This window comes from Prevotella sp. HMSC073D09, assembly GCF_001814145.1.
Taxonomy (GTDB): domain Bacteria; phylum Bacteroidota; class Bacteroidia; order Bacteroidales; family Bacteroidaceae; genus Prevotella; species Prevotella conceptionensis.
Genome location: NZ_KV815115.1, coordinates 1 through 385, shown reverse-complemented (window position 1 = coordinate 385; position 385 = coordinate 1). Strand labels below are relative to the sequence as shown.

Here is a 385-nt window from a genome sequence, read left to right as displayed (position 1 = left end):
GCGTTTAGCGGCATATTGCACTGTGTTTAGCACCCAAACGCACTACATTTTGCCGCAAGTGCCCCAAAACGGGTGCAAATGTCGGTTCTTTTGGAATAATAATTCATTTTGCAGCATACACAGTCCAACCCCTTTTAGCATCGAAACAAACCTCCGCGAGAATCGATTTTTTGCGGCAGAGTGGGCGGTTGGTGGATAAAATGGGCACTTTTAGTGTTAAATTCTTTGCTGAAAAGCGGACAAAGAACGGGTTGGCGAGTTGGTAAGTTGGCAAGCCAATGGGCATTTGGCTTGGTAAGCTTGCGGGGTTGGCCTTTCTTGATTTACTGGTTTTTCTGGGTTTGCTAGTTGTTCTAGGTTTACTAGTTGTTCTAGGTTTACTGGT

General features: G+C 45.2%; 1 protein-coding gene. It reads right to left on the bottom strand.

Annotation, left to right across the window (positions count from 1 at the left end):
• Positions 1–103: 103 nt before the first annotated feature.
• On the bottom strand, positions 104–385 hold a 282-nt coding region (locus HMPREF2955_RS16610; protein WP_210401306.1), incomplete at its 5' end, for a hypothetical protein.